At 34.5% G+C, this 24744-nt stretch carries 14 protein-coding genes; 11 read left to right on the plus strand and 3 right to left on the minus strand.

Translation table 11 applies throughout. The features are described from left to right. Positions 1–33: 33 nt before the first annotated feature. The 6 genes from DFQ10_RS08500 (at position 34) to DFQ10_RS08525 (ending at position 11828) form a co-directional block, all read left to right on the plus strand. Entirely contained in the window at positions 34–2967 is a 2934-nt protein-coding gene (locus tag DFQ10_RS08500) for a GH92 family glycosyl hydrolase (RefSeq protein ID WP_115816991.1), read from the plus strand. Positions 2968–3031: 64 nt separating this feature from the next. After that, positions 3032–4345 carry a sugar MFS transporter gene (locus DFQ10_RS08505; protein ID WP_115816992.1) on the plus strand — a complete coding sequence of 438 codons (1314 nt, stop codon included), beginning with the start codon at positions 3032–3034 and terminating at the stop codon, positions 4343–4345. Further along, a complete protein-coding gene (locus DFQ10_RS08510) occupies positions 4335–5345 on the plus strand; it encodes a N(4)-(beta-N-acetylglucosaminyl)-L-asparaginase (protein ID WP_115817222.1) in 1011 nt (336 codons plus the stop codon). Before DFQ10_RS08505 ends, DFQ10_RS08510 begins: the two co-directional genes overlap by 11 nt. A gap of 38 nt (positions 5346–5383) precedes the next feature. Further along, on the plus strand, positions 5384–7333 hold the full coding sequence (locus DFQ10_RS08515; protein WP_147299195.1) for a histidine kinase dimerization/phosphoacceptor domain -containing protein: 1950 nt from the start codon (positions 5384–5386) through the stop codon (positions 7331–7333). Between the two features lie 103 nt (positions 7334–7436). Then, positions 7437–8126, plus strand: coding sequence for a LytR/AlgR family response regulator transcription factor (locus tag DFQ10_RS08520; RefSeq protein ID WP_115816994.1), 690 nt, complete (start codon positions 7437–7439; stop codon positions 8124–8126). A 216-nt stretch (positions 8127–8342) separates the two neighbouring features. Then, the gene (locus DFQ10_RS08525; RefSeq protein ID WP_115816995.1) at positions 8343–11828 is read left to right on the plus strand and encodes a tail fiber domain-containing protein; all 3486 of its coding nucleotides are present in this window, start codon (positions 8343–8345) and stop codon (positions 11826–11828) included. Positions 11829–12069: 241 nt separating this feature from the next. On the opposite strand, the gene DFQ10_RS08530 is transcribed toward DFQ10_RS08525, so the two are convergent. Beyond that, positions 12070–13485, minus strand: coding sequence for an aldehyde dehydrogenase family protein (locus tag DFQ10_RS08530; protein WP_245940660.1), 1416 nt, complete (start codon positions 13483–13485; stop codon positions 12070–12072). Positions 13486–13759: 274 nt separating this feature from the next. On the opposite strand from DFQ10_RS08530, the gene DFQ10_RS08535 reads away from it, so the two are divergent. Further along, positions 13760–14020, plus strand: a complete 261-nt coding sequence (locus tag DFQ10_RS08535; protein ID WP_115816997.1) for a hypothetical protein — start codon at positions 13760–13762, stop codon at positions 14018–14020. 133 nt (positions 14021–14153) lie between these two features. Here the strand turns inward: DFQ10_RS08535 and cphA are convergent, their stop codons facing one another. Further along, complete coding sequence (gene cphA / locus DFQ10_RS08540) at positions 14154–16796, minus strand: cyanophycin synthetase (RefSeq protein ID WP_115816998.1); 2643 nt, start codon at positions 16794–16796, stop codon at positions 14154–14156. A 97-nt stretch (positions 16797–16893) separates the two neighbouring features. Between cphA and DFQ10_RS08545 the strand changes: the two genes are divergently transcribed. Next, a complete protein-coding gene (locus DFQ10_RS08545) occupies positions 16894–17757 on the plus strand; it encodes a cyanophycinase (protein ID WP_115817223.1) in 864 nt (287 codons plus the stop codon). A 184-nt stretch (positions 17758–17941) separates the two neighbouring features. Here DFQ10_RS08545 and DFQ10_RS08550 read toward each other — a convergent pair whose 3' ends face one another. Then, positions 17942–18871, minus strand: coding sequence for an isoaspartyl peptidase/L-asparaginase family protein (locus DFQ10_RS08550; RefSeq protein WP_115816999.1), 930 nt, complete (start codon positions 18869–18871; stop codon positions 17942–17944). Positions 18872–19236: 365 nt separating this feature from the next. On the opposite strand from DFQ10_RS08550, the gene polA reads away from it, so the two are divergent. The 3 genes from polA (at position 19237) to DFQ10_RS08565 (ending at position 24742) form a co-directional block, all read left to right on the plus strand. Further along, complete coding sequence (polA, locus tag DFQ10_RS08555) at positions 19237–22089, plus strand: DNA polymerase I (protein ID WP_115817000.1); 2853 nt, start codon at positions 19237–19239, stop codon at positions 22087–22089. An 83-nt stretch (positions 22090–22172) separates the two neighbouring features. Next, positions 22173–23645: a DNA (cytosine-5-)-methyltransferase gene (gene dcm / locus DFQ10_RS08560; protein ID WP_115817001.1), complete on the plus strand. Its 1473-nt coding sequence runs from the start codon at positions 22173–22175 to the stop codon at positions 23643–23645. After that, positions 23645–24742: an HNH endonuclease gene (locus DFQ10_RS08565; RefSeq protein WP_115817002.1), complete on the plus strand. Its 1098-nt coding sequence runs from the start codon at positions 23645–23647 to the stop codon at positions 24740–24742. The genes dcm and DFQ10_RS08565 overlap by 1 nt, the downstream gene beginning before the upstream one ends. The last annotated feature ends 2 nt before the right edge of the window (positions 24743–24744 follow it).

The raw sequence follows: 24744 nt of genomic DNA on the forward strand, positions 1-24744 counted from the left end.
TCTTAGATGCATTAAAATGAGTTACCTTTTTTGATGTATTATAAACTAACCACCTTCATAATTATATTATTCTTTATTTTTAGTTGCAATAAGAACACAAATAATGCTTCTAAACAAAAAGACCAACCATTAACCCACTACGTTAATACTTTTATTGGCACTGGAGGTCATGGACACACCTATCCTGGTGCAACACTGCCTTTTGGGATGATGCAATTAAGTCCTGACACACGTTTAGACGGCTGGGATGGTTGCTCTGGTTATCATTATACAGACGAATATATTTACGGATTTTCGCATACACATCTCAGTGGAACAGGCATTAGCGACTACGGAGATGTGCTTTTAATGCCAACCAATGAAATTAATTTTAATAATGGAGCTAATGGTAAAAAAGGCTATCGTGCACATTTCAGTCATGATAATGAATTCGCAGAACCAGGCTATTACAAAGTACATTTAGACTCTACTAATATTGACGTGGAGCTTACCGTGGCACAGAGAAGTGGTATCCATAAATATAAATTCCCAAGTTCTGAAAATCAATTTGTAATTTTAGATTTAGTACATCGCGATAAAGTTTTAGATGCTAAGATTGAAAAGATCTCAGACACTGAAATTGTGGGTTATCGTCATTCTGAAGCTTGGGCAAAAGATCAACGTTTATACTTTATTGTAAAAACATCGCATCCGTTTAATGATGTGTTACAATCTCCATCCGAAACAGGAATGCCAGGCGCTAGACGGTCTGCTTTAAACTTTATAAACCCAAATAACGAACCTGTTTATATTAAAGTCGGCATCTCAGCAGTTGATATAGATGGTGCACGTAAAAATTTGGAAGCCGAAGTTTTAAACAAAGATTTTGAAACCGTTAAACAAGAAGCCCAACAGATTTGGGAATCGCAACTCGAAAAAATAGTTATTGAAAGCAACGACGCAGATAAAAAGACCAATTTTTATTCGGCATTGTACCATACCATGCTAGCACCACAATTGTATCAAGATGTTGATGGTCGTTATAGAGGCATGGATTTAGAGATTCATGAAACAAATGATTTTAACTATTATTCAGTGTTTTCACTTTGGGATACCTATAGAGCTGCACATCCACTTTATACTATTATTGAACAAGACCGCACCAATGATTTTATAGAAACCTTTTTAGCAAAATACGATGAAGGTGGCATTATGCCTATGTGGGATTTAGCAGGAAATTACACGGATTGTATGATTGGCTATCATGCCGTACCAGTTATCGCAGATGCCTATTTAAAAGGCTTGCGCGATTACGATACCGAAAAAGCTTTTGAAGCTATGAAGCATTCCGCTACAAGAGATAAATTTGGACTTGAAGCTTATAAAACATATGGGTTTATTCCTGTAGATGAAGAAAGCGAATCCGTATCTAAAACACTAGAATACGCTTATGATGATTGGACCATTGCACAAATGGCAAAAGCCATGGGTAAAACAGATGATTACAAAACTTACATTCAGCGTGCGCAGTATTATAAAAATGTATTTGATCCGGAAACTAATTTTATGCGAGGCCGTTTTAGAAATACATGGTTCACTCCTTTTGATCCATATGAGGTAAATTTTAATTACACAGAAGCCAATGCTTGGCAATACAGTTTTTATGTCCCTCAAGATGTTTCAGGATTTATAAAACTACTTGGGGGAAAAGATCAATTGGAAGCTCAGCTGGATGAATTATTCAGCGCCAAAACAGAAATTTCCGGACGCCATCAATCGGATATTACTGGACTAATTGGGCAATATGCACATGGCAATGAACCAAGTCATCATATGGCTTACCTCTATAATTTTGTTAACAAGCCACATAAAACCCAAGAGAAAGTCCATCAGATTTTAACGGAATTGTATCATAATGATCCCGATGGTGTTTCAGGAAATGAAGATTGTGGACAAATGAGTGCTTGGCATGTGTTGAGCTCCATGGGTTTTTATTCCGTAACTCCTGGTAGTAATGAATACATCATTGGAACTCCACTTTTTGATAAGGCAACGATTAATCTTGAAAATGGAAAGCAATTCAACATCACCGCCAATAACCTCAGCGATTCAAATACGTATATTGAAAGTGTGAAACTCAATGGTAAAGCATTAAATGAAACGTTTATAAGTCATTCAGCAATTGTTTCTGGCGGTTCTCTAGAATTTAATATGACCAATCAACCTTCAACTTGGGGAACAATAGAAGGTACAGCACCTAAAACAGAAATTACAGATTATATAATTCTGCCGTCTCCATTTATAGCAAAAGGAGATATTACGTTTAGAGATTCAACCGAAGTTGTTCTATCCACTTCTGAAGTTGAGGCTAAAATATATTACGCTTTAGATGATAATGAATTCAATTTATATGCTGCTCCATTTACCATTTCTGAAGACACCAAATTGAAATTATATTCTGAAAAAGGAGACTTAAAAAGTCCGGAATTAACTACTCCATTCTTCAAAATTGACCCTAATTTAAGTATTACGCTTAAAAGTGAGTATGCTAATCAATATTCTGCGGGAGGCAACGATGCGCTTATTGATGGTATTAGAAGCACCAAAAACTATAGAACAGGAAGCTGGCAAGGCTATCAAGATACAGATATGGTTGCAACCATAAATTTAGGTACTGAGAAACCCATTAATTTAATAACTGTTAATTTTTTACAAGATCAAGGAGCTTGGATTTTTTATCCAACGGAAGTACAGTGTTTTGTTTCAAAAAACAATAAGACATTTAAAGCTTTAACTCCACAAACTATTAATTCGGCAGAAAAGAATAGCGATTTAGAAATTAAAACGATTAAATTTAATACACCGAATGCCAATTATAAATATGTAAAGATTGTAGCAAAAACACTCGGTAAAGTCCCAGAATGGCATGTAGGATATCCTACAGATGGTCGCAGCTGGATTTTTGTAGATGAAATTTCAATAAAATAAAACCTCTAACTAATATATTTCAGGCTAAAAAAGCCTGGTGAAATAAAAACTAACTAATAAAACCATGAACCAACAAAAATCCTATCGTTCTTCATTTATACTGTTAACTACTCTATTCTTCCTTTGGGGTTTTATTACGGTTTTAGTAGATTCTTTAATTCCGAGACTTAGAGAACTTTTTACGTTATCATATTTTCAAGCAGGAATGGTACAATTTGCTTTTTTCGGTGCGTACTTCCTACTCTCAATTCCTGCCAGTTATATCTTATCTATAATTGGTTATAAACGCGGTATTATCTTAGGCTTATTAACCATGGCATTGGGTTGCATCTTGTTTTATCCTGCAGCGTCTTATCGTGAGTTTGGGATTTTTATGTTAGCTTATTTTATTTTAGCTGGTGGCATGACGATTCTTCAAGTAGCGGCAAATCCGTATGTGGCGGTTTTAGGGTCTGAAGAAGGAGCCTCTAGCCGATTAAATCTATCTCAAGCCTTTAACTCCTTAGGTACAGCAATTGCTCCTGCTATAGGAGCTTTATTCATATTAAGTGATAAAATTAAAACGAAAGACGAAATTGCAGCTTTAGTGGGCACTGCAAAAGAAACCTATTTAGCCGCAGAAGCATCAGCGGTTCAAACTCCTTTTCTAGGCTTGGCCTTATTCATTGTTTTTATCGCTGGTATTTTTCTGTTTGCAAAACTACCTAAGCTTATTAGCGAAGAATCTTCAGGGACTTATGCAGATGTTTTCAAACAAAAAAATCTAATGCTCGGAGTCCTTGGTATTCTATTTTACGTCGGTGCAGAAGTGGCCATTGGAAGTTATTTAGTCAACTATTTTTTAGATATGAATTTGGTTGAAGTCATTAAAGAAAACGGATTTATGAAATCCATTGCAGAAGGAATTCTTAATTCCGGACTCGCAGAAAACGACAACAAAGCTATCGTTGGAGTCTTTGTTACCTTTTATTGGTCTGGTGCAATGATTGGCCGTTTTGTCGGTTCATATTTAACTAAAATCATGAAGCCTGGAAAAGTCCTTGGTATGTTTGCATCCATCGCCATTGCGTTAATTGTTATTTCTATTAGCACCACTGGATTGGTGAGTATGTGGAGCATTTTAGCTGTTGGATTATTTAATTCTATTATGTTCCCAACCATTTTCACATTAGCACTTAATGGTATTGGTGATTTAAAACCTAAAGCTTCTGGACTATTATGTACTGCTATTGTTGGCGGTGCAATTATCCCTCCCCTTTATGGTTACTTTACTGATATTATCGGATTTAAAGCAGCCTTTGGATTTGTTATTGTTTGCTATGCTTATATACTTTGGTATGGCTATAAAAATTCTCGAAAATCAACACATGAAGCGTAGAAAATTTATAAAAACGGCATCCCTAACCAGTGTGGGTTTAACACTTGGAAGTACTTTGGTTAATTGTGATGAAATCAACACTAAAACAGCGGTCTTACAAAACAAAGAAGCTATTGCCAATTTAAAAGCGCTACCATTAGTCGTTGCCACATGGCATGTTAAAGAGGCTACTGCAAAAGCCATGGAAGTACTACAAGCAGGAGGAAATGCTCTAGATGCCGTAGAACAAGGTTGCAGACTTGAAGAAGCCAATGAAAAAAATCAAACCGTGGGCAAAGGCGGTTTACCTGATAGAGATGGCAACGTTACTTTAGATGCGTGCATTATGGACAAGCATGGTAATTGTGGGTCTGTGGTTTACCTTCAAAATATTACGCATGCCGTTTCTGTGGCAAGAAAAGTGATGGAAGACACACCACATGTGATGCTCGCTGGCGAAGGAGCTAAACAATTTGCCATATCAAAAGGCTTTCAACCCGAAGATCTATTAACAGAAGCTTCAAAAAAGGCATGGGAAAAATGGAAAATTGAAGCCAAATATAAACCCATAATTAATATAGAAAACCACGATACCATTGGCATGTTAGCCATTGATAAAAATGGAGATATTGCTGGTGCTTGTACCTCAAGTGGTTTGGCTTATAAAATAGGAGGACGTGTTGGTGATAGCCCAATAATAGGTTCTGGATTATTTGTAGATAATGAAATTGGTGGCTGTGTAGCCACAGGGTTAGGTGAAGAAGTGGTAAAAACCGTTGGTAGTTTTTTGGTTGTAGAATTAATGCGACAAGGTAAAACACCGCAACAAGCTTGTGAAGAAGCTATAGGCAGAATTGTGACTAAACCAAACAGTAATTACAAGAACTTTCAGGTTGGTTATATCGCTGTAAATAAGCAAGGTGAAATAGGAAGCTATTCAATTCATCAGTGGTTTAGCATGACTAAATTTCAAGATGAAAAAAACGAACAAATTCAATCGGATTATTATAATAAAACATAAATGCTTAAATTGTAGGAAATTAACCAACCTACATAATATTGAAATATACTTATTTTATATTCTTGCTCTGTTTTTTAAGTTTTCTGCCAGCACAGAACAATTCAGATAAGCAAAAAGTCATTGACTCATTAATTAGCACTGTAGATACTTACACAGATAATTATGAGAAAATAAGAGTCCTTACAAGTAATGCTGGCCAATTTCGGTATTCAAAAGATTCGCGTGCTTTAATTGATAAAGCCATCAGCATTTCTAAAACAAACAATGATGCTAAGCTATTTGCTAATTCATACTATTCCTTAGGAAACTTCTTCTATTACAACAGTCAATTAGATTCCGCTGAAACATATTTAGACAAGTCCATTTCTTATGTCAATGATGAGACCATGCCCTTTTTAAGAGCCTCTAATTTAATGACCAAAAGTGCCATTTATAGAAAACACGGCAACATTCCTTTAGCACTTGCAACCATGTTAAATTCTAAACGTGCTTTAGATAAAATTGACACGTTAAAATTAGATGAAAATCAACGTCGTAAATTCAAAGGAGAAAGCTCTGTACTTAATAATTCATTAGCTAACTATTATAACCAAATGGAAGAATTTGACAAGGCTTCCATTTATTATAAAAATGCTTACAAAGCGTCTTTGAGTCTTGACTCTTATGTAAATGCTGGAATTATTATTTCTAATGAAGGTGAAATGCTATTAAATCAAGGTCGTTATCAAAAAGCGTTAACACAATTTGAAAAAGGAAAAGTATTAAAAGAAAAAGGAAATGCTCCTATGCGTTTTATTATGAGTTCGGCCTTAAATATTGGAAATGCACATTCAAAATTAAAAAACTATGACGAAGCTTTAATCTTTTTGAAACAAGCTCATGATTACTATGAAAAAGCTGGTGTTACAGAAAACTTAACCATCGCGAAAAATTATCTTGGTAATCTTTATTTCGAAATTGAAAAATACGATTTAGCCATAGAAAATTGTAATACTGCTAAAGATTTAGCCTTAGAAGCAGGAAATTTAGAATTAACTTCTGAAGCCTGCGATTGCTTATCCAAATCATATAAATCTACAGGAAGCTATAACATGGCTTTAGAAAACTACCAATTATACACCAAGACTAAAGATTCTATTTTTAATGAAAACAACATAAAAAAACAGACAGAACAAGAAATGGAATATGAGTTTAATAAAACTCAAGAATTAAATGCCATTGAATTAGAAGCTAGAGAAAAACAAAGTAAATTGTATTCTTACTTAGCAGCATCAGGTTTGCTGTTAGTTTTAGTTTTAGGATTTTTCTCTTACAGAAATAAAAAGCAGAGTATTACACTAGCCAAACAAAAGAAACTATTAGAAGCATCCGTAGATGAAAAAAATGTACTACTTAAAGAAACACATCATCGCGTAAAAAATAGTTTTCAAATTGTATCTAGTCTCTTGTATTTACAATCTGAAAGTGTTGTAGACAAAGAAGCTAAAATTGCCATAAAAGAAGCTGAAAACAGAGTCCGTTCTATGGTGTTAATTCATCAAAGATTATACAACAAGGATGAACTAGTAGGCATTAATACGCAAGATTATTTTAATGATTTAGTACGTGACATTTTTGAAAGTCATCAATTTGAATCAGAAGTCATCAAATACCAATTAAATGTAGAATCTTTGGTTTTAGACATTGAAACCGTTACTCCAATAGGCCTAATTTTAAATGAGCTTATTGTAAACACCATAAAACACGCTTTTGATAAGGTGACACCCAAAAGTAAAATTAGTATTCAGTTTTATAAAGAAGCAGAACAATTAGTATTAAAAGTCATTGATAATGGTAAAGGGTTTGAGGGAGAAATAAAAAGTACTTCTTTTGGTATCACTTTAATGAAAGCATTGTCTAAAAAGCTCAAGGCTACTTTAAATTATAAATCAGAACTAAACAAAGGCACAGAAGCCACCTTAGTTATAAATAAATATAAGCTTCTTTAGGAATACTAAAAATCTTATTCACTAAATAAAATGAGGCATTCACTAAAAAAAGAGACCATTAACAAAGCGTTTAAACTAGATTAAGACTCTAAATAAATAAAGTTTGAAATCCCTAAACATCTTTATCGTTGAAGACGAACCTTTAATAGTTTCTACTATTGAAGTCGCATTACGCAAACAAGGTTTTTTTGCTGTTGGTGATGCTGAAGATTACACAACCGCTCTGCGAGATATAGAATTACTAAAACCAGACTTAACGCTTCTTGATATTCAACTTTCTGGAGATAAAGATGGTGTAGATTTGGCTACAGAGTTAGATAAAAAAAACATTCCTTATTTATTTCTTTCATCTCAAACTGATCCTAATACTATAGAACGTGTTAAACACACCAATCCACTTGGCTATATTGTTAAGCCTTTCACTGAAACCAGTTTAAGAACCAATATTGAATTGGCATGGCATAATTACAACGAATCAAAACAACATTTTTTAACCATAAAACACGAAGGTAGACTACATCGTATTAATCAGAACTCAATACAATATTTAAAAGCATTTGATAACTATTGCTATGTAATTACAAATACAGAAACCTATTTAGTACCTCATACTTTAAAACACATTTCAGAACAATTACAAGGCTATAATTTTATTAAAACGCACCGTTCTTATGTGGTCAACTTAAAACACATTCTTAGTGTTGACAAAAACACCATTTCCCTTAGTAATGAAAGTATTCCTGTAAGTGCTTCACAAAAAAGTTTAGTCGTTAGTAGGCTAAAAAGCATATAGTTAAGATTAACGGAACTCAGTGAAAAACACATTTCTTACGTTAATCTGTATTCACTATAAAAAAAAGTGCATTCACTAAAAATAACACGCTAAAGCTCTGATTTTAAACTAGATTTATTCTGCTATTAATCAGTCATTATGCTTTAATAATAACTTCTCTACAAAGATTTTTTCTCTAGTTGTTTTTAAAAGTAGACTACTCAAAAACGTGTTATTATGAAAACAAAATTACTACTTTCATGTTCATTTACATTTCTATTTATTTTTTCTGTTGCTGCACAAGTTGGTGTGGGCAATACTAATCCACAAGCAAGTTTAGACATTTCTGCGAGTAATGCATCTAGTCCTGCAAATAACGATGGTATTTTAATACCTCGTATGAGCGCTTTTCCTAGTTCTCCTGGTGCAACCAGAGATGGTATGCTCATTTTTTATACAGGTACAGCAGCAGATGGCAAAGGGTTTTATTATTGGGATCAAACTATTACTAATTGGATAAGCATCAAAGGTTCTGAGTGGTTTGATGCTGGCACATTCTTATATCCTTCCGAAGGAATCTCAGAAGACATTAGTATTGGAAAAACAAGTGCTCCAGATGGTAAATTAGATATCCTATCTGATAAAAACTATGGTATTCATATAGATAATAGACAGACTGGAAACACCAATAATCAAAGTGTCTACAACCTCTTTAATAATACAGCAAATACAGGTCAAAAAATTGGAATTCACTCTGCTTTTTGGACAGATACTTCTGGAAAACAAATTGGAATTAACAACACCTTTTTCAATGACTCTGCAGGAGATAGAACAGGTGTTGATAGCCAAATTACAGGACATAGTAGTGGAGAAATGATTGGAACTTTTAACTCTATTAATATGTTTACTGGCACTGGTGAATCCTATGGAGTTAAAAATAATCTAGGATCTTCTAGAGCTGGAGATCAATATGCCATTAGAAATTTTGTTGGTGGTAATTCTACAGGGAATAAATTTGGTAATTACACACATGTTATTGGCACAAGTACAGCAAACTATTATGGAACTAGTTTATTTGTAAATGGTACAGGAACTGGACCTAAATATGGTGTCTATTCTGAAATTAGTAGTACTTCTGGAGGAACCAACAATTGGGCAGGTTTTTTTATAGGTAGAGTTTATGTAGGAACCACACTAGGAAATGGATACAATTTGCCTTTAACGGATGGTAGCTCAAATCAAATTATTTCAACTGATGGAAGTGGGCAATTAAGTTTTGTAGATGCATCTGCACTTTTCACAAATACTGATGACCAAAATCTTAATGCAGCTACATTAACTGGCACTACACTTAATTTAAGTATTGAAAACGGAACTGGTACTTCTGTGAACTTAGCTTCTCTGCAAGATGGAACTGGAACTGATAACCAAACTATTGACAACTTAAGCTTATCTGGAACAACTCTCAGACTCTCACTCGAAGATGATGGACAACCTTTACAAACCGTTAATCTTGCTTCCCTACAAGATGGAACTGGAACTGATAACCAAACTATTGACAACTTAAGCTTATCTGGAACAATTCTCAGACTCTCACTCGAAGATGATGGACAGCCTTTACAAACAGTTAATCTTGCATCGCTTCAAGACGGAACTGGAACCGATAATCAAAACCTATTAACACCGAATTTAACTGGAACAACCTTAAACTTAGGTATCGAAAATGGAACAGGAACTTCTATCAATTTAGCTACATTACAAGATGGAACAGGAACCGATGACCAAACCATTGACAATCTTAGTTTAAGCGGAACAACATTAAGACTTTCTCTAGAAAATGATGGTCAGCCTCTACAAACGGTTAATCTTGCATCGCTTCAAGACGGAACTGGAACCGATAATCAAAATCTATTAACACCTAATTTAACTGGAACAACCTTAAACTTAGGTATAGAAAACGGAACAGGAACCTCTATCAATTTAGCTACATTACAAGATGGAACAGGAACCGATGACCAAACCATTGACAATCTTAGTTTAAGCGGAACAACATTAAGACTTTCTTTAGAAAATGACGGTCAGCCTTTACAAACGGTTAATCTTGCATCGCTTCAAGACGGAACTGGAACCGATGATCAAAACATTCAAAGCTTAGGGTTTAATTCATCAACAAATATGCTCACAGTTGGCATAGAAAATGGCACATCTCAATCTGTTAATTTATCTGCTTTAGATAGTGGAGGCGACATCATTCAAGTTAATGCAGGCACTGGTCTTACAGGAGGAGGAGCAACGGGTAATGTAACTCTTAATGCTGTTGGTACAAATGGACTTACTACATATGCAAATGATATTAGACTTGGTGGAAGTCTTATTCAGAATACAACAATAACCAACGGAGTTAACGATTTAAATATAAATATTAACAGTACTGGAACATTTAAAGTACAAGATGCTGGCGTTAATAAACTTGAAGTTAATGCCTTTGGTGATACTGTCCTTGGTGGTGACCTATATATAAGAGATGAAAATTCTAACTCTACATCTACAGTAATAGCAAGATTTATAGATGATGCAGATGATGGTAGACTTCAAATAATGGAAAACGGAATTGTTTCAGTTGACTTAGATACCAATTCACAATTTGTTTTTAACGAACAAGGACTAGATAGAAATTTTAGAATAGAATCAAATGCAAATAGTGGAATGTTTAACCTTGACGCAGGGCTCAACAGAGTATCTATAGGCGCTGTTAATAATGCAGGCACCTTTAATGTTACAGGTAATTCTTTCTTTTCTGATGATATTTACCTTAGAGACGGTTCTGTAAGCGGAGGAGATATATTAGCCAGACTTTATGATAGTGCCGACGATGGTGTTTTAGATCTTTACCAAGATAACGCCGTAAATCACAGAATACATGGTAATGGAGCTACTGTTTTTAATGAACTTGGAACAGCAGTAAATGATTTTAGAATGGAGTCAGATACAAGACCCTATTTATTTTGGTTAGATGCTAGTGCAAATGTTATAAGATTTGGAAATAATGATACTGCTGGATATGCAGAGAACGGCAATACAAGAACGGTAAATTCATTAAGCACTACAATAAACTATGTTGCAGATTTTGAACTTGGCGGAAACAATAGAGATACAACAGTAGGAATTGGAAGTACAGAGTTCTTACATGATGCTGGTAATTTATACGTTATGCTTCATGGAAGATTATTACCGTATGATGATAATGCAAGATCTTTAGGCACTTCAAATTGGAGATGGCAATCACTTTGGGCAGTAGATGGTACAATTAACACCAGCGACCTAAGACAAAAAAAGAATATTAAACCTTTAGAATATGGTTTAGATAAGTTAATGCAAGTAGAGACTATTACGTACAAATGGAAAGATGCAACCAACCAAGCTACTAAGATTGGCTTTTCTGCACAGAACTTATTAGAAACTATTCCTGAGGTTGTTGTAACAGAAGAATCTGTAACTATAGATGAAGAAACGGGTGCAGAAGAAATGCGTCCTGTAACAAATCTAGGTGTGTATTACTCGGATATTATTCCTGTAACTGTAAAAGCCATACAAGAACTAAACACCAAAGTAGAAACTTTAGAAGCTGAAAATAAAAACTTAAAACAACAATTAAGCAAGTTAGAACAGTTAGAAGCAAGACTTTTAGCTTTAGAAGAAAATACTAATACAACAGAAGATTAAAAAATTAATAATTGTTTAAAGAACGATTATGTTTTTGAGGAAAAAGTCGCTGTAGGGAGCGGCTTTTTCGTTTTCAGCCATTGATATAAATCGTTCCATATACTATTCACTAAAGAAAAGGGGGCATTCACTAAAAAAACCTAAAATCTTAGTATACTTAATGTAATTTTATAGTGCTATTAATCTTAGTATAAATTATTGAGTTTTGAAAAAAGTCGCTGTAGGGAGCGACTTTTTCTTTTTAAAACCACTTTATGGTCCATCTTGCCAATTTCTCCTTAAAACCACTATAAGGAGGAAATAACAATTCAGTGACTCCAAACGTATGTTGCTTCATTACCGAACGTTCATTACTAAATGCCTTAAACCCAAAAAAACCATGACTTTTACCAATGCCACTATTGTTAGTGCCTCCAAACGGTAGATTATGATTAGCATAGTGCAGCACACTATTATTAATACACGTCCCTCCTGCCCTAGTATTATTCATTATTTTTTTAGTATTGGCTTTGCTTTTACTATAAATATAGAGTGCTAGTGGTCGTGGCTTGGACTTAATGTACGTAATTGCTGTATCTAAATTATTAAAAGTGACTATAGGTAAAATAGGTCCAAAGATTTCATCTTCTAATAATTTAGCTTCCGGTTTTAAATCTGAAATAATAGTGGGTTCTATAAATTTTGAAGCACTATCGGTTTCACCTCCTACTTCAAACTTTGCATTTAGAGTTCTTGCATTTTTGAGATAAGAACTTAAGCGATCAAAATGTTTATCTGTAACTATTCTTCCGTAAGAATCTGATATCCTTGGATTGTCATCGTAAAATGTATTAAGCCACTTTTTACAAGCGTCTATAAATTGAGGTTTTATAACTTCATCTATCAACACATAATCTGGAGACACACAAATCTGTCCACAATTCAGAAATTTTGCCCACATCATCTTTTTTGCGGCTTTATCAATATTAGCGGTTTTATCTACTATAGTTGGTGACTTCCCACCAAGTTCTAAGGTTACAGAAGCCAAATGTTTAGATGCTGCTTCCATAACTATTTTTCCCACGTTTGGCGAGCCTGTAAAAAAGATATGATTAAAAGGAAGTTTTAACAACTGGGTAGAGACCTCAACCTCACCTTGTACCAAAGCCACTTCATCCTCTGAAAACACATCTGTAATAATTATAGACATAAGATCCGAAGAATGAGGAGTCATCTCAGAAGGCTTAATAATAACTGTATTACCTGCAGCTATAGCAGATACTAAAGGACCAAAAGTAAGATTGAAAGGAAAATTCCAAGGTGAAATAATTAAACAAACTCCTTTAGGCTCATATGCAATATGAGAGCTAGAGCCTAACATTGATAATGGTGTTGCAACACTTTGCTTCCGCATCCATTGGTGTAAATGCTTTTTAGCATGTTTAATATCTCCAATGATGGCATAGATTTCTGTGAGCTCTGCTTCTACTACCGGTTTACCCAAATCCTTTTGCAAGGCTTCTTGGATCTGTGCTCTATAGGTCGTCTCAATTGCACGTTGCAAAGCATTCAACGTCTTAATTCTTTTTTTGTAAGTACGATTACCTATAGTATATTGATTGTTGTATTGTTTAGAAAACAATTCATAATATGGATTATTACTAAAGTCATTCATCATATAAGTTCTATTTATGCCCTTTTCGAGTTGATTTCATGCATTTCGTCGATACAACTAAATAAGAAGTGTTTTTTATCCTATAAATAGTGTTGTTTAGCATTAAACTCACTGATTTCAAAGGGCTAACAACGCAATTTATGTATTTCATCGAGGTTTTTTACCTGCGTCCTCCTGTTATCTATTTATCGACCTGTTTCATCTAAAAATTTCAGCTACACTCAGGATGTTCTGTTTCTTTGACTCGAAGTTAAAACAAATATAACTTCTTACGATTATGAAAAATGCTTTAATCTTCATATTATTCTTAACAGTATCTTTTACAGGATTCGCACAACAAGAGGTAACAGTTAGTACTGAAACTGAAATTGTTGAAACAGTTAAAGAAGAAAATGCATCAGCTAAAACCATTAATGTTTCTGCAGAAGTAAAAGCTAAGGTTTTAAAAATGAATCGTAAAAAGAGTAATGAAATTATCAGTATCAAAGCTTACAGAAAGAGTCTTCAAATTAAAGTAAAGACCGTAAAGCTTTGTTAAGCCATAACAAAAAATGCTATTAACCATATATATATTGCTATTAACCATATATTGTTGAAAAAAAGCCGAAACGTAAGTTTCGGCTTTTTTATTTTTATACATCCAGATCTAAAATACCTGAAATAGTAATCTTTTAATCTGCATAGTTCAATTCACCATTCGCTTCTTGCTCTTTAAATTTCTTTACCAATTCTAAAGCATCCGGAATCACATCACTACACAATATAATAAGCGAACCTTTAACCGCATTTTTTACAGCATATTTAATCGCTTCTTTCTCTGAAGGGATAATAGTCGTCTTCTTATTAGGATCTCGTTTCTTAATCCCATCATCGAGCATTTTAATCAATTCTTGCTCTGTTTTACCTCTTAAGCGTTTGTCTTGTCTAATAATAATTTCATCAAACATATCGGCAGCAATAGCGCCCATTTCATTGTTATCTTCAACACGTCTATCTCCAATACCTGCAATGATACCTACTTTTACCGTTGCTTCAAGTTCATTTGTAAAGTTCTGTAAAGCTCGCATTCCGGCTGGATTATGTGCATAATCTAATAATATCGTAAAATCTTTAAATTCAAATAAATTTAAGCGTCCTGGTGTTTGTGCTGCTGAAGGAATAAAGGTTTCTAAACCGGCTTTCATATCTTCGATACTTATGCCTTGAACATGTGCTCCTAAGACGGCTGCTAGTACATTTTGAATCATGAATTTTGCTTTCCCTCCGTAAGTCAATGGAATATTTTCAGCTTTCATTAAACGCATTTTCCATTCCCCTCTACAAATAGTTACATAACCATTCTCATATACTGCTGTAATACCATTTAAGCGTTGTAAAGCTTTAATGTGTGGATTATTCTCATCCATAGAAAACAAGGCCACATTACAATCTAAATTGCGTCTCATGTCATACACCAAATCATCATCGGCATTCAAAATCGCATAGCCATCTGGTAATACCGTTTCTGGCACTACTCCTTTTACTTTCGCCAATTGCTCTATAGTATGAATCCCTTTGAGACCCAAATGATCAGCTGCCACATTGGTTACAATAGCCACATCACATTTTTTAAAGCCCAAACCGGCTCTTAACAAACCTCCACGTGCACATTCTAAAACTGCAAAATTCACCGTTGGATCTTTTAAGACAAACTCTGCACTTGCAGGACCTGTGCAATCACCTGTCATTAATAAGCGATTCTGAATATAAACACCATCACTAGTAGTATAACCCACGCGATAGCCATTCATTTTAGCAATATGTGCTATTAATCTTGAAGTGGTCGTTTTTCCATTGGTACCTGTAATGGCAACGATTGGAATACGACCTGTATCTCCTTTTTGAGGAAATAATTTATCAATTACAGGAGCCGCCACATTACGAGGTAATCCAGATGTTGGTGCCAAGTGCATTCTAAATCCAGGACCTGCATTCACTTCTAACACAGCTCCTCCTGTATCAGATAAGGGTTGCGAAATATCCGTAGTCATTATATCGATACCACAAATATCTAAATCAATAATTTTTGAAATACGTTCTGCCATACTCACATTAGAAGGGTGAATAATATCGGTAATATCTTCAGCAGTACCTCCTGTGCTTAAATTAGCTGTGTCTTTTAAAATTAAACGTTCACCTTCTGCAATAACAGAATCTAAAGTATAACCAGCATCTTTAATAATGGTTTTGGTTAATTCGTTTACTGTAATCTGTGTTAATACGTTTTCATGTCCAAAGCCACGACGCGGATCACTATTAACTTTATCTATTAATTCTTGTACTGTAGATGTACCATCTCCAATCACATGAGCAGGAGTTCTAATCGCTCCAGCCACTAACTTATTATTAATAACCAGCAATCTATAATCCTGACCTACGATAAATTTCTCAACGATAATCGCACCACTTTTAGAACTTTCTTTCGCATGATGAAAAGCCGCTAAAGCATCCTCATAATTTTGAATATCTACAGTGATACCACGACCGTGATTGCCATCAATAGGCTTAATAACTAAGGGATAACCAACATAATCACAAGCCTCTTCTAAACTGCGTTCTCGTCTAATAATATCTCCACGAGGCACTTCAACCTCAGCTTGTTCTAATAAATACTTGGTATCTTCTTTATCACAAGCCAACTCTACTCCAATACTACTTGTTTCAGACGTAACGGTTGCTTGAATACGTTTTTGATTCGCACCATAACCCAACTGACAAAGCGAATATTTATTAAGACGAATCCAAGGAATACCTCTCGCTTCCGCTTCTGCAACAATAGAACCTGTGCTTGGCCCTAAGCGATCCGCTTCACGCAATTCTCTCATTTCCTGAATATCTTCAGACATATCATAATCCTCTCCAGCAATTAAGGCTTCACATATTCTAACAGCAGCTTTAGCAGCAAAGCGTCCAACAGATTCTTCCATATATGAAAAAACAACACTGTACACACCTTTTTCTCCATAACCACGTGTGCGTCCAAAGCCAGTATCCATACCTGCAAGGGTTTGAATCTCCAAAGCAATATGCTCAATAATATGACCCATCCATGTACCTTCATCTACACGCATAAAAAAACCACCTTCACAACCTTCCGAACAACGATGCGAATACATACTCGGAAACATGGCTTTTAAGCGCTCCGGAAAGCCTTCAATCTTGTTAGAGGGTAATTCTTCCATCTCTTCAAGATCGAGAACCATTACAATTAATTTATGTCTCCTTACTGACCAATAATTAGGTCCTCTCATCGCATTAATTTCGCGTATTTTCATGTTAGTTGGTTTGTTTTAGTTATTGAAAGATTCTAAATATAGTATTTTTCACTAAAAAAATTGGCTTATTTTTGCGCAATATTTTTAGATGAAAATTATGCAGAAGATTAAAGGAACCCTAATACCAATTGGCGGAAATGAAGATAAAGGTATTGAGGAAAGTGAAATTTACACTTTAGAATTTATTGATGATGGTATTTTGTTCCATGTGGTAGAAGCCGCTGGTGGTGTTGACGCAAACATTGTAGTGATTCCAACAGCATCAAGTATTCCGGTTGAAGTTGGTGAAAATTACTTAACTGCATTTTCTACTTTAGGTTGTAAACATGTTGAAGTCTTAGACATTCGTTCTAAAGAAGATTCTGAAACCGAACATGCCATTGAATTGATTAAAAATGCGGATTGTGTGATGCTTTCTGGTGGTGACCAATCTAAAATTACAGATAAAATTGGAGGTACAACGATTCATTCGATTTTAATAGAACGTTATAAAAACGATGAAGGTTTTGTTATTGCAGGCACCAGTGCTGGCGCTATGGTAATGGCTAATGAAATGATTGCAGGCGGAAGCGCTTCTGAATCCTTTATTAAAGGAGCTGTAAATATGTATAAAGGTTTAGGATTGATTCCTGAATTAATTATTGATACTCATTTTATTCGTCGTGGTCGTTTTGGAAGACAGTCTGAAGCGGTTGCTAAATTCCCGAATCTTATTGGATTTGGACTCGCTGAAGATACAGGTATGATTATTAGAAATGGAAATGAATGTACCGTAATTGGTTCTGGGATGGTCATTGTTTTTGATGGAAGTACATTAACTCATAATAACGAAAAAATTCTTAAAGAAGGTACACCTATGACGATGGCTAATCTTACGATTCACGTACTTTCTAATGGTGATGAATACAATATTAAAACCCGAAAAGTGAAGGTGTTACCTATTGAAGCTCCTTTTATTTAACACATCCCTTTGTAAAAAAAATCTCATAAAACTATCTTGTAATTTTAAATGAATCCTTATAACCGCGTTAGCGATTGTAGTGGCATCCTTTTGCTTTTCGCAAAAGATATAACGGAAAGCGCGACCTTTAGGTAACGCCCAAAATAAAAAATGCTTTGATCCTTTTCTTCAAAAGGATTTATTTTTATTTATAAATAGAAACAGCATCAATCCCATTCGAAGATTTCTGACCACGATACATCCCTTCGGTATTAAAAGGCATCGCTATGTTTCCTTTTGCATCTACTGCGATTAATCCACCATCGCCTCCAATCTCTAAGATTCTTTTATTGATGACTTCTTCTGAAGCTTCTTTTACAGACATACTCTTGTGCTCAATTAAGCACGCTACATCGTAAGCCACAACACCTCTAATAAAAAACTCACCACTACCTGTACAACTAATTGCACAAGTTTTGTTGTTAGCGTAATTTCCTGCTCCAATCATTGGTGAATCTCCTACGCGTCCCCATTTTTTATTGGTCATTCCACCTGTTGAGGTTGCGGCCGCAATATTACCCTCTTGGTCACATGCAACAGCTCCAACGGTTCCGAATTTTGAATCTTTCTTTTTAGCATGATCTAACTGAAAACTATCAGTATCCTTAATCTCTAACCATTGTTTGTGTCGAAACTCATCATAAAAATAAGATGCATCTTCTAACTTATAATCGAGTTCTTTAGCAAATTGCATGGCTCCATCTCCTGCTAAAAACACATGTTCGCTTTTTTCCATCACATCACGAGCCAACGACACCGGGTTTTTGATACCCGTAATTAAACTCACTGCTCCTGCATTCAAGGTTTTCCCATCCATGATACTGGCATCCATTTCATGAGATTCGGTGGCTGTAAACACAGAGCCTTTTCCGGCATTAAATAAATGAGAGTCTTCTAATAACCTTACAGCTTCTTCAACGGCTTCAATCGCTGTTTTACCTTCCTCTAAAAATGTATAACCAGCCTCCAAGGCTAATCTTAAGGCGTCTTTATATTGAGATTCTAAATCAGGCGTCATCATCCCTTTTACTAAAGTTCCTGCTCCTCCGTGAATGGCTATAGAATATGTTTTCATGAGTATCATTTAAGTTTGGAAAATTACGAATTGCTTTTTAAATAAACGCTTTAGTTTTTGTAATTTGCAGGCTGTTCTCATTAGCACAATCAAAAACATTTTACACTATTAGTTTTAGGCACATTTGAGAAATGTCAAAAGCTATAGTACTTAAGCATTTCGACTGCGCTCAATGTGACATTAATTTTCAAATTAACGCAATATCATTTTTTGTTTAGGTTAGCTGACACAAAAAATGATGATTTTTTTAGATGATGCGAGAAAGAAAAATTAAACATAGCCATAGCTACGTTTCATTTTTATTTTGAAGCAGAAATGAAAAAAGAGCATTTTGCAAAGCTCACTTAAATAAAATATGATATAAAATGTCAGATCAAAAACGCCTATTTCTCGTTGATGCCTACGCCCTAATTTTCCGTGGCTACTACGCTTTTATAAAAAACCCAAGAATCAATTCTAAAGGAGAAGATACCTCAGCCATTATGGGCTTTATGAATTCCCTTTTAGATGTCATTAAACGCGAGCGACCAGATCATTTAGCCGTTTGTTTTGATAAAGGCGGAAGTGCAGACCGTGTAGAAATGTTCGAAGCCTACAAAGCCAACAGAGATGAAACTCCCGAAGGTATCAAAACCGCTGTGCCTTATATTATGGAAATTCTTAAAGCCATGCATATTCCAATCATGGTGAAAGAAGGTTTTGAAGCGGATGATGTCATTGGTACCTTAGCTAAAAAAGCCGAAAAAGAAGGTTATAAAACTTTTATGGTGACTCCAGATAAGGATTTTGCACAACTCGTTTCAGAAAACATATTTATGTACCGACCAGTTTTTGGTGGTGGTTACGAAACTTGGGGAATTCCAGAAGTACAAAAGAAATTTGAAGTTACCGATCCACTACAAGTCATTGACTTTTTAGGAATGATGGGAGATGCTTCTGATAATATTCCAGGACTACCTGGTGTTGGTGAAAAAACAGCTAAGAAATTTTTAGCAGCTTACGGCAGCATGGAAAACCTTTTTGCGAATTCGCATGAGCTAAAAGGCAAAATGAAAGAAAAGATTGAAGCCAATCAAGAACTCGGCTTATTATCAAAACAATTGGCTACCATTATGCTCGATGTGCCTGTAGAGTTTAATGAAAAAGATTTTGAAATGTCAGAACCTGATATTCCAAAAGTGACTGAAATTTTTCAAGAATTAGAATTTAGACGTCTCATTGATAATTTTAATAAAACCTTTTCTGCTGAAGCTATGCAATCTGCTGGAACTTCAACTCCAACAGCAGATAAAAAGGAAGCTCCTAAAACGACTCCAACTGAAGAAAAATCTGCAGGTGCTGGACAGTTTTCATTATTTGGTGGCGCAGAACCATCAGCAACGGAAGCTGTATCTGAGTTTACGCGTAAAACAGCCGAAACTACCTCACATTTTTACCAAAGTGTAGCGCCTGGTATGGCAACCAAATTGTTTGTTAAGAACTTAATGAGTCAAACGTCAGTGTGTTTTGATACCGAAACCACAGGCTTAAATGCATTAACCGCAGAATTAGTCGGGATTGCATTTTCTTGGGAAGTAGGCAAAGGCTTTTATGTGCCTTTTCCAGAAGATAGAACGGAAGCGCAAGAACTGATTGAAATACTAAGACCGTTTTTCGAAAGTGAAACCATCGAAAAAATAGGTCAGAATTTAAAATACGACATCAAAGTATTAGCTAAATATAACATTACCGTTAAAGGCAAACTCTTCGATACCATGTTAGCGCATTATTTAATTAATGCCGATATGCGTCACAATATGGACGTCTTAGCAGAAACCTATTTAAACTATACACCAATTTCTATTACAGAACTCATTGGTAAAAAAGGAAAGAATCAATTGTCTATGCGCGATGTGCCGTTAGAAAAACTAACCGAATACGCCGTAGAAGATGCCGATATTACCTTACAATTAAAAGAACATTTCACCACGGAATTAGGCGAAGCCAACACCCAAAAATTATTCGATGAGATTGAAATTCCGCTACTACGTGTCTTAGCAGCCATGGAATTAGAAGGGATTAATCTCGATAAAGACTTTCTAGACTCCTTATCTGAAGATTTGAATAACGACATCGCAACACTCGAACAAGAGATTTATGCCACAGCAGGCGAAGAATTCAACATTGCCTCTCCCAAGCAATTAGGTATTGTGTTGTTTGAAAAAATGAAATTGGTCGATAAACCAAAGAAAACCAAAACAGGTCAATATGCGACTGGCGAAGATATCTTATCCTATTTAGCAAAAGACCATGATATCATTCAGAAAATATTAGATTTTAGAGGCCTTTCAAAATTAAAGAGCACCTATGTAGATGCTTTACCGTTACAAGTAGAATCATCAACAGGTCGTGTGCATACCGATTATATGCAAACCGTTGCAGCAACTGGGCGTTTAAGTAGTAACAATCCGAATTTACAAAATATCCCAATTCGTACCGAGCGTGGTCGTCAAGTACGTAAAGCCTTTGTACCAAGAAACGAAGACTACATCTTACTGGCTGCCGATTATTCGCAAATAGAATTACGAATCATTGCCGCTTTAAGTGAAGAAGAAACCATGATTGAAGCCTTTAAAAACGGTGAAGATATTCATGCCTCAACCGCATCCAAAGTATTTAATGTCCCATTAGCTGAAGTCACCAGAGAGCAACGTAGCAACGCTAAAACCGTTAATTTCGGAATCATCTATGGTGTGTCTGCCTTTGGGTTAAGTAACCAAACCGATTTATCGCGTGGTGAAGCCAAAGAACTCATTGACACCTATTACGAAACCTATCCAAAATTAAAAGCCTACATGAGTAAGCAAGTCGATTTTGCTAGAGATCATGGCTATGTGCAAACCGTTTTGGGTCGTCGTCGTTATTTAAAAGACATCAACTCACGTAACGCTGTGGTGAGAGGTGCAGCAGAACGAAATGCCGTTAACGCACCCATACAAGGAAGTGCTGCTGATATCATCAAAATCGCGATGATTAATATTTATAACAAGCTTGAAGCTGGTAATTATAAATCGAAGATGCTCTTACAAGTACATGATGAATTGGTCTTTGACATCTACAAGCCAGAACTCGAAGAACTCACTACCTTAATAAAAACCGAAATGGAAAGTGCATTTATTATGGATGTACCTTTGGATGTTGAGGTGGATACTGGTTTGAATTGGTTGGAGGCGCATTGATAAATTATGTAATTTAAAAATCATAAACACATATTATAATTCCATATTTTTGGACTATTTTTGTCCTAAATAAGATATTAAATATGACAGCAACTTTTGGCGAATATATTAAACAACGTAGAACAGAACTTGGCTTTCCATTAAAAAAAGTAGCTCTACATCTAGATATTGATACCTCAACACTTGGAAAAATAGAACGAGAAGAAAGAAATTTATCAGAAAACTTGTTAAGTCCATTAGCTGAAATATTAGAAACCGAACAAAAGAATATTCTCAATCATTATTATTCTTCAAAAGTTACTCAAGAAATTAAAGATTATCCACATTATAAAGATGTCCTAAATATAGTTGAAGAACAATTAAAGTTTCATTACGCAAATACTAAACAATCCAAAAATTGGACTGAAATGGAATTTTCTAATCCAAAAGCAAAAATTAGGGTTGCGACAATGTTCTCAGGAATTGGAGCTATTGAATATTCTTTTAGAAGGCTTAAATTAGATTCTGAAATTGTATTCGCTAGTGATATTGACAAATATGCTAAACAAAGTTATTTTGCTAATTATAATATAGAAGAAGAAAATTGGTATGATGATGTTCAAAAAATAAAAGGTAAAAAATATAAAGGAAAAGTAGATTTATTAGTTGGAGGAAGTCCATGTCAATCGTTTTCAATGGTTGGAAAACGTAAAGGTTTTAAAGATACTAGAGGGACACTTTTTTATGAATTTGCTAGAGTGGTAAAAGAAAGTCAACCTAAAATTTTCATTTTTGAAAATGTTAAAGGGTTAATTAATCACGATGGAGGAAACACATTTGAAACAATAAAAGCAACATTTGATGAACTTGGATATAAATACTTTTATCAAGTTTTAAATTCTAAAAATTACGGAGTACCACAACATAGAGAAAGAATTTTTGTCGTTGGATTCAAAGATAAAAAAGTGAAGTTTGAATTTCCAAAGCCCATTAGACTAGAGTATAAAATGCAAGATTTCCTTGAAGATTATACTGATAGCAAATACTATTTAAAGGAAAAAGGAGTAAAATTTGTTACAAGTTCTAAAAACAGAAAAAAAAGATATACTCAAATAAATGGAGATATTGCAATTTGTCAAAAAGCAAATCAGCAATTCAACTGGCATGGTGACTTTATATTTGAGAGCCAAGAAGTTCCTGAATTTAATGAACTAGTCTTCGATGTTAATGAAGTAGAAGAAAAATATTACCTTCTTGAAAAAACAAAAAAATATGTTTTAACGGAAGGAACGAAAAACTTTAAAACTTCAATAAAAACAGATTTAGAAGTTGCAAGACCTTTACTACAATCTATGCACAAAATGCATCGAGCTGGCGTTGATAATTACGTCACACATAACAAGGGAAGAATAAGAAAACTGACACCTAAAGAATGTTTAAGACTAATGGGATTCAGAGACGATTTCAAACAAGAAGTTAGCGACACTCAAATGTATAGACAGGCGGGAAATAGCATTGTCGTTGATGTACTTATAGCATTATTAAAACAAATGGATATCACTAAATACGGGATATAATGAAGATATTTGATTTGCCTTTTGAAATTGCTAATGAGGTAGTTAAAAGAGTTAAAAGAGATAATCGAAAACTCAAAATACATGATGCTAAAGGTGGTAATAACATATTCTATTTGGGTACAAATGAAGTTTTTATCAGCAAACTTGATAACAATATAAAACTAATAACTGAGCTTAATAGAGTTAAAAACTTATTAAATGATAGAACAAGAAACCCAATCGCAATTCAGAAAAATGAAGGGATATTAGTTGAACATAAAATCTGTAAAAAAAGTTTAATTTCATTACTACCTTTTTTAAAATCATTTCTTGAAGAACACTGTAGTTCATATCATAACCCCAACTTAGATTACGACTTAGTAAAAAAGAAATTAATGGCAATTGAAGGCGATTATCTACTTTTCAATTCCGACTTAGTCTACATCCATGACAACAATTCATCCAAGCCTTATTTTAAATGGTTTACTCAGAAGAATTCTGCCAATGAATGGAGGTTAATTCAAGAATTTTTAATCCCTAAATTATCATTTTTAAATTTTAATTTTGAAAACTATCAAGATGATTTATTTAAAGTTACATGGGATCTAACATATGCACCTGTGGTAATGTATTCTTCAGATAATATAGAAGATATAATTTCTAACTCAATAGAAAAGTTAATAACAAATGAGAGAGAAAGAGAAACAATTATGGAGGCTATTACTAAAATTAGAGTAGGTCAATCTCAATTCAGAAGTGATCTTTTGAATTCAGATTTAAACACATGCATATTTACAGATATAAATGATCCTAAGTTACTAATTGCAAGCCATATTAAACCATGGAAAGAGTCTACAAATATTGAACGAAGAGATTTCCATAATGGTTTATTGTTAACCCCTACTTTTGACAAATTATTTGACAGATTCTTAATCACATTTGATGAAACTGGTAACTTACTTTGGACATCGAATAGACTTGAAAAAAATATTATCCTAAAATTAAAATCAAGTATTTTAACTCGTGAAGAAAATATAATTGACATTAATGACGACAATAGGTCTTACTTCAACTTTCATAGAGAAAAATTCAATCAATTAGAAGAAGAAAACAACTAAAT

The sequence above is a fragment of the Winogradskyella eximia genome (genome assembly GCF_003386165.1).
GTDB classification, from domain to species: domain Bacteria; phylum Bacteroidota; class Bacteroidia; order Flavobacteriales; family Flavobacteriaceae; genus Winogradskyella; species Winogradskyella eximia.

Excerpts from the sequence above, each read along its gene's own strand:
- DFQ10_RS08500 (WP_115816991.1), top strand. The coding sequence starts at position 34 with ATGTATTATAAACTAACCACCTTCATAATTATATTATTCTTTATTTTT.
- DFQ10_RS08505 (WP_115816992.1), top strand. The coding sequence starts at position 3,032 with ATGAACCAACAAAAATCCTATCGTTCTTCATTTATACTGTTAACTACT.
- DFQ10_RS08510 (WP_115817222.1), top strand. The coding sequence starts at position 4,335 with ATGAAGCGTAGAAAATTTATAAAAACGGCATCCCTAACCAGTGTGGGT.
- DFQ10_RS08525 (WP_115816995.1), top strand. The coding sequence starts at position 8,343 with ATGAAAACAAAATTACTACTTTCATGTTCATTTACATTTCTATTTATT.
- DFQ10_RS08530 (WP_245940660.1), bottom strand. The coding sequence starts at position 13,485 with ATGATGAATGACTTTAGTAATAATCCATATTATGAATTGTTTTCTAAA.
- DFQ10_RS08535 (WP_115816997.1), top strand. The coding sequence starts at position 13,760 with ATGAAAAATGCTTTAATCTTCATATTATTCTTAACAGTATCTTTTACA.
- cphA (WP_115816998.1), bottom strand. The coding sequence starts at position 16,796 with ATGAAAATACGCGAAATTAATGCGATGAGAGGACCTAATTATTGGTCA.
- DFQ10_RS08545 (WP_115817223.1), top strand. The coding sequence starts at position 16,894 with ATGCAGAAGATTAAAGGAACCCTAATACCAATTGGCGGAAATGAAGAT.
- DFQ10_RS08550 (WP_115816999.1), bottom strand. The coding sequence starts at position 18,871 with ATGAAAACATATTCTATAGCCATTCACGGAGGAGCAGGAACTTTAGTA.
- polA (WP_115817000.1), top strand. The coding sequence starts at position 19,237 with ATGTCAGATCAAAAACGCCTATTTCTCGTTGATGCCTACGCCCTAATT.
- dcm (WP_115817001.1), top strand. The coding sequence starts at position 22,173 with ATGACAGCAACTTTTGGCGAATATATTAAACAACGTAGAACAGAACTT.
- DFQ10_RS08565 (WP_115817002.1), top strand. The coding sequence starts at position 23,645 with ATGAAGATATTTGATTTGCCTTTTGAAATTGCTAATGAGGTAGTTAAA.